This is a genomic window from Candidatus Dormiibacterota bacterium (assembly GCA_035635555.1).
Taxonomy (GTDB): domain Bacteria; phylum Acidobacteriota; class Polarisedimenticolia; order Gp22-AA2; family Gp22-AA2; genus Gp22-AA3.
Window position 1 is genome coordinate 1 of the sequence record DASQAT010000053.1, and the last position, 5,201, is coordinate 5,201.

General features: G+C 65.7%; 5 protein-coding genes. All 5 read right to left on the minus strand.

The window, feature by feature from the left end:
- Positions 1-129 (minus strand): GTP-binding protein (locus VEW47_15950; GenBank protein ID HYS06672.1); only part of this gene is annotated, 129 nt, incomplete at its 3' end.
- A 24-nt stretch (positions 130-153) separates the two neighbouring features.
- Entirely contained in the window at positions 154-2,244 is a 2,091-nt protein-coding gene (gene fusA / locus VEW47_15955) for an elongation factor G (GenBank protein HYS06673.1), read from the minus strand.
- 5 nt (positions 2,245-2,249) lie between these two features.
- Positions 2,250-2,723, minus strand: a complete 474-nt coding sequence (rpsG, locus tag VEW47_15960; protein HYS06674.1) for a 30S ribosomal protein S7 — start codon at positions 2,721-2,723, stop codon at positions 2,250-2,252.
- Between the two features lie 92 nt (positions 2,724-2,815).
- Positions 2,816-3,190 carry a 30S ribosomal protein S12 gene (gene rpsL, locus VEW47_15965; protein HYS06675.1) on the minus strand — a complete coding sequence of 125 codons (375 nt, stop codon included), beginning with the start codon at positions 3,188-3,190 and terminating at the stop codon, positions 2,816-2,818.
- Between the two features lie 194 nt (positions 3,191-3,384).
- The coding region (locus VEW47_15970; GenBank protein ID HYS06676.1) for a DNA-directed RNA polymerase subunit beta' at positions 3,385-5,201 on the minus strand (1,817 nt) is incomplete at its 5' end.

Below are 5,201 nucleotides of genomic sequence, written 5' to 3' on the forward strand. Positions count from 1 at the left end.
GATCTTCGGGAACTTCTTGTTCAGCACCATCGTGATCGCCGACGTCAGCGTCGTCTTCCCGTGATCGACGTGTCCGATCGTCCCCACGTTCACGTGCGGCTTCGTTCGCTGAAACTTCTCCTTGCCCATTTCCATCCTCCGAACGGTCCGCTCTTAGGAGCGGGCCAGGCCCTGGATGCGCGCGATCACGCCCTCGCTGACGCTCTTGGGTGCCTCTTCGTAGTGCGCGAAATGCATCGAATAGTTCGCCCGCCCCTGGGTCTTGCTCCTGAGGTCGGTCGCGTAGCCGAACATCTCGGCGAGCGGCACCTTCGCGGTGATGACCTGCGTCCCCGCGCGGGGCTCCATGCGCTCGATCTTGCCGCGCCGCGAGTTCAGGTCGCCGATGACGTCCCCCATGTACTGCTCCGGCACCACGACCTCGACGCTCATGATCGGCTCGAGCAGCACCGGCCGCGCCCTCGACAGGGCCTCTTTGAAGCCGATCGAGCCCGCGATCTTGAACGCCATCTCGGACGAGTCGACATCGTGATACGACCCGTCGTAGAGGACGACGCGAACGTCCCGCACCTCGTAACCGGCCAGGGGGCCGGTCTGCATCGCCTCCTTGATGCCCTCCTCGACCGGCTTGATGAACTCCCTCGGGATCGAGCCGCCGACGATCTCGTTGAGGAACTCGAAGCCGCTCCCGGGGGGCAGGGGGGAGACCTCGAGCTTGACGTGGCCGTACTGACCCCGGCCGCCGGTCTGCTTGATGTACTTCCCCTCGGCCTTCGCCGATTGACGGATGGTCTCCTTGTAGGCCACCTGGGGCTTGCCCACGCTCACGCCGACCCCGAACTCGCGCACCAGGCGATCGGTGATGATTTCCAGGTGCAGCTCGCCCATCCCCGAGATGATGGTCTGGGCGGTGTCCGGGTCGGTGTTGATCTTGAAGGTCGGATCCTCCTGGGCGAGCTTCCCCAGGGCGGTCCCCAGCTTCTCCTGGTCGGCCTTCGTCTTGGGCTCGATCGCCAGCCTGATGACGGGCTCCGGAAAATCCATCGGCTCCAGGATGATCGGCGACTTCTCGTCACAGATCGTTTCGCCGGTCTGGGCGTTGCGCAGGCCCACCACGGCGGCGATGTCGCCGGCCCAGACTTCTTTGATCTCCTCGCGCTTGTTGGCGTGCATCTGCAGCAGGCGGCCGATGCGCTCGCTGTGGCCCTTGGTGGAGCTCACGACCCGCTCGCCCGTGGCCAGCTTTCCGGAATAGACCCGGACGAACGACAGCTGCCCGACGAAGGGGTCGGTCATGATCTTGAACACCAGGGCCGAGAACGGCTCGGTGTCCGAGGTGCGGCGGACCACCGGGGTCTTCCCGTCGGTGAGCGTGCCCTCGACGGGCGGGACGTCCACGGGCGACGGCAGGTAGTCGACGATGGCGTCGAGGAGCTGCTGCACCCCCTTGTTCTTGAACGACGCGCCGCAGAGCACCGGCGTGAAGTGCAGCGCGATGGTCCCCTTGCGCAGCGCCTGCCGGATCTCCCCCGCTTCGAGGCTCTTCCCTTCCAGGTACTTGTGCAGGAGATCGTCCGACGACTCGCAGGCGGCCTCGACGACACGCTCGCGGTGCCGCGCCACTTCATCCTTCATCTCGGCGGGTATGTCCTCGATGGCGAACCCCGTCCCCTGATCCTCTTCCTCGAAGCGGACCGCCTTCATCTCGACGAGGTCGATCATCCCGAGGAAGTTCTCCTCCCGGCCCCAGGGGATCTGGATCGGGACCGGCCGGGCGTTCAGGCGCGTCTTCATCATGCGCACACAGCGGTCGAAGTCGGCCCCCTGGCGATCCATCTTGTTGACGAAGGCGATGCGAGGGACCTTGTACTTGTCCGCCTGTCTCCAGACCGTCTCGGACTGAGGCTCCACGCCGCCGACGGAGCAGAACACCCCGACGGCGCCGTCCAGCACCCGCAGCGACCGCTCGACCTCGGCGGTGAAGTCGACGTGGCCGGGCGTGTCGATGATGTTGACGCGGTGGTCCCGCCAGAAGCACGTGGTCGCGGCGGAGGTGATTGTGATGCCGCGCTCCTGCTCCTGCACCATCCAGTCCATGGTCGCGGTGCCGTCGTGCACCTCGCCCAGCTTGTAGATCTTGCCGGTGTAGAAGAGGATTCTCTCGGTCGTGGTCGTCTTGCCCGCGTCGATGTGGGCGACGATGCCGATGTTGCGATAGCGGTCGAGAGGATGCGGGCGCGCCATGGTCGTTACCAGCGATAGTGGGCGAAGGCCTTGTTGGCCTCGGCCATCTTGTGCGTATCTTCCTTCTTCTTGATGGCGCCTCCGCGATTGTTGGCCGCGTCCATCACTTCGTTCGCGAATTTCTCGAGCATGCGCTTTTCGGAGGCGCGCCCCGCGGCGTACGAGATGATCCAGCGGATCGCCAGCGACTGGCGCCGCGCCGGGTTCACCTCGACCGGCACCTGGTAGGTCGCCCCGCCGACGCGCCGGGACTTCACCTCCAGGAGCGGCTTCACGTTGTCGACGGCCCGCTTCAGGGCCTTCATGGGGTCGTCCTTCGTCTTGTCCTTCACGATGTCCATCGCCCCGTAGAAGATCCACTCCGCGATCGATTTCTTGCCGCGCGCCATCATGCAGTTGATGAATTTCGTGGCCAGAGGAGACTGGTAGATCGGATCCGAGACCGTCTCTCTCTTCCACACCATCGCCCGTCTGGGCATGACCTGCACAACCTCCCGGGAAGACGACTGGCTCCCCGCGTGTGTCCTGTAAGGAGGGGGTGGACGGCCGCCCCTCCGAGCGCCCGGCGCTTCTAGGATTTCTGGCGCTTGGCCCCGTACTTGGAACGACTCTGCTTGCGACCCTCGACCCCCATCGAATCCAGGGTGCCGCGGATCACGTGGTAACGCACGCCCGGCAGGTCCTTCACGCGACCCCCGCGGATGAGCACGATGGAGTGCTCCTGGAGGTTGTGACCCACGCCGGGTATGTAGGTCGTCACTTCGATGCCATTGGTGAGGCGCACGCGCGCCACCTTCCTCAGGGCCGAGTTCGGCTTCTTCGGCGTGGACGTGAAGACGCGGACGCAGACACCCCGTTTCTGGGGACAGGCGCCGAGCGCGGGGCTCTTGGTCCGCCCCCGCATCCTCTCACGGCCCCACTTCACCAGCTGGCTGACTGTCGGCATCGTGTATTTGTGTCCCCAACCGCGCTCTCTGAAACACACCGAACCGGCCGCAACATGCCCCCGGCGCCCGGGAACTGCGCCCGGCGCCCTACGACCTGAGACATGGCTGGCCGTGAAACCGTCGGATAGTAGCAAAGGGGCGCCGGGCTGTCAAGAACTTGCCCTGCAAAAACTTACGACGCCCCGCCCCGGCTCTACGCGACGCCCTTGTCCTGGCGCGCCGAAATGATCTCCTCGACCGTCCGGGGCTCCAGACCTTCCTCCAGAGCCTGCGTCTCGACCCCCTCGGGAACCACCTCCTCCACGGTCGGCGGGCCGTCGGGAGCGATCTGCAGACGCCGGTAGATCTCCATGCCGGTGCCGGCCGGGATCAGGCGCCCCATGATCACGTTCTCCTTCAACCCGCGCAGGTAATCGATCCGGCCCGCGATGGCCGCCTCGGTCAGGACCCGCGTCGTCTCCTGGAAGGACGCCGCCGAGATGAACGAGTCGGTCGACAGGGAGGCCTTGGTGATCCCGAGCAGGAGCGGCCGGCCGGTCGCCGGCTGCCCGGACTCGCCGAGGACGCGCTCGTTCTCGGACTGGAAGCGGAACTTGTCGACCTGCTCGTCGACGATGAACTCGGTGTCGCCCACCTCCTCGACCTTCACCCAGCGCATCATCTGGCGCACGATCGTCTCGATGTGCTTGTCATTGATGTTGACGCCCTGCAGGCGGTAGACCTCCTGGATCTCGTTGACCAGGTACTGCTGCAGGTCCTCCTTCCCCTTGACGCGGAGGATGTCGTGCGGATCCCGCGGCCCGTCGATGAGCGGGTCGCCGGCGCGCACGCGCTCTCCTTCCTGGATGTTGATGTGCACGCCCTTGGGCACTTCGTATTCGCGGTTCTCGCCGGTCTCGTCGTCCGCCACGATGATCTGGCGCTTCCCCTTCACGACCTCGCCGTAGCGGACGATGCCGTCGATCTCGGTGATCACGGCGGGTTCCTTCGGGCGGCGAGCCTCGAACAGTTCCACGACGCGCGGCAGCCCGCCGGTGATGTCCTTGGTCTTGGTGGTCTCGCGCGGGATCTTCGCGACGATGCTGCCCGGGAAGACCGTGTCCTTGTCCTGGATCATCAAGTGGGCCTTGGCCGGCAGCAGGTACTCCTTGATGGTCTTGCCGCTCTTCGGGTCCTTGATGATCGCCTTCGGCTGCTTCTTCTCGTCGGGTGATTCGAGGATCACGGGATGGGCGAACCCGGTGACTTCGTCCACCTCCTCCTTCATCGTCTCCCCTTCGACGACGTCCTTGAGGTGGATCTGCCCGCCCACCTCCGTGAGGATCGGCAGGGTGTACGGGTCCCATTCGACGAGCAGGACTCCCGGCTCGATCGACTGTCCGTCCGAAACCTTGAGCGCGGCGCCGTAGGCGATCGAGTAGCGCTCCTTCTCGCGCCCCTTCGCGTCCTGGATGACCAGCGATCCGGCGCGGTTGGTCACGACCAGGTCGCCCCCCTTGCCGCGCACGGTGGACAGGTTGATGAAGTTGGCGATCCCGGCGTTCTTCGACTCCTGCCTCGACTGCTCCGAACCGCCGGCCGCCGTGCCGCCGATGTGGAACGTGCGCATCGTCAGCTGCGTGCCCGGCTCGCCGATCGACTGCGCGGCGATCACGCCGATCGCTTCGCCGACGTTGACGAGCGACCCGCGGCCGAGATCGCGGCCGTAGCACTTCGCGCAAACGCCCCAGCGGGTGTCGCAGCTAAGCGCCGTCCGCACCTTGACTTCATCGATGCCCAGAGCGTCGATCTGCTCGACCGCGTCCTCGTCGATCAGCGTTCCCGGCGCGTAGAGCACGTCCTGCGTCTCGGGATGCAGCAGCTCGATGGCGAGCGCGCGGCCGAGGATGCGCTCTCGCAGCGCCTCGACCACTTCTCCGCCCTCGACCAGCGCCTTCATGGCCACGCCGTTCTGCGTGTGGCAGTCATCCTCGGTCACCACCAGATCCTGGGTAACGTCGACCAGGCGCC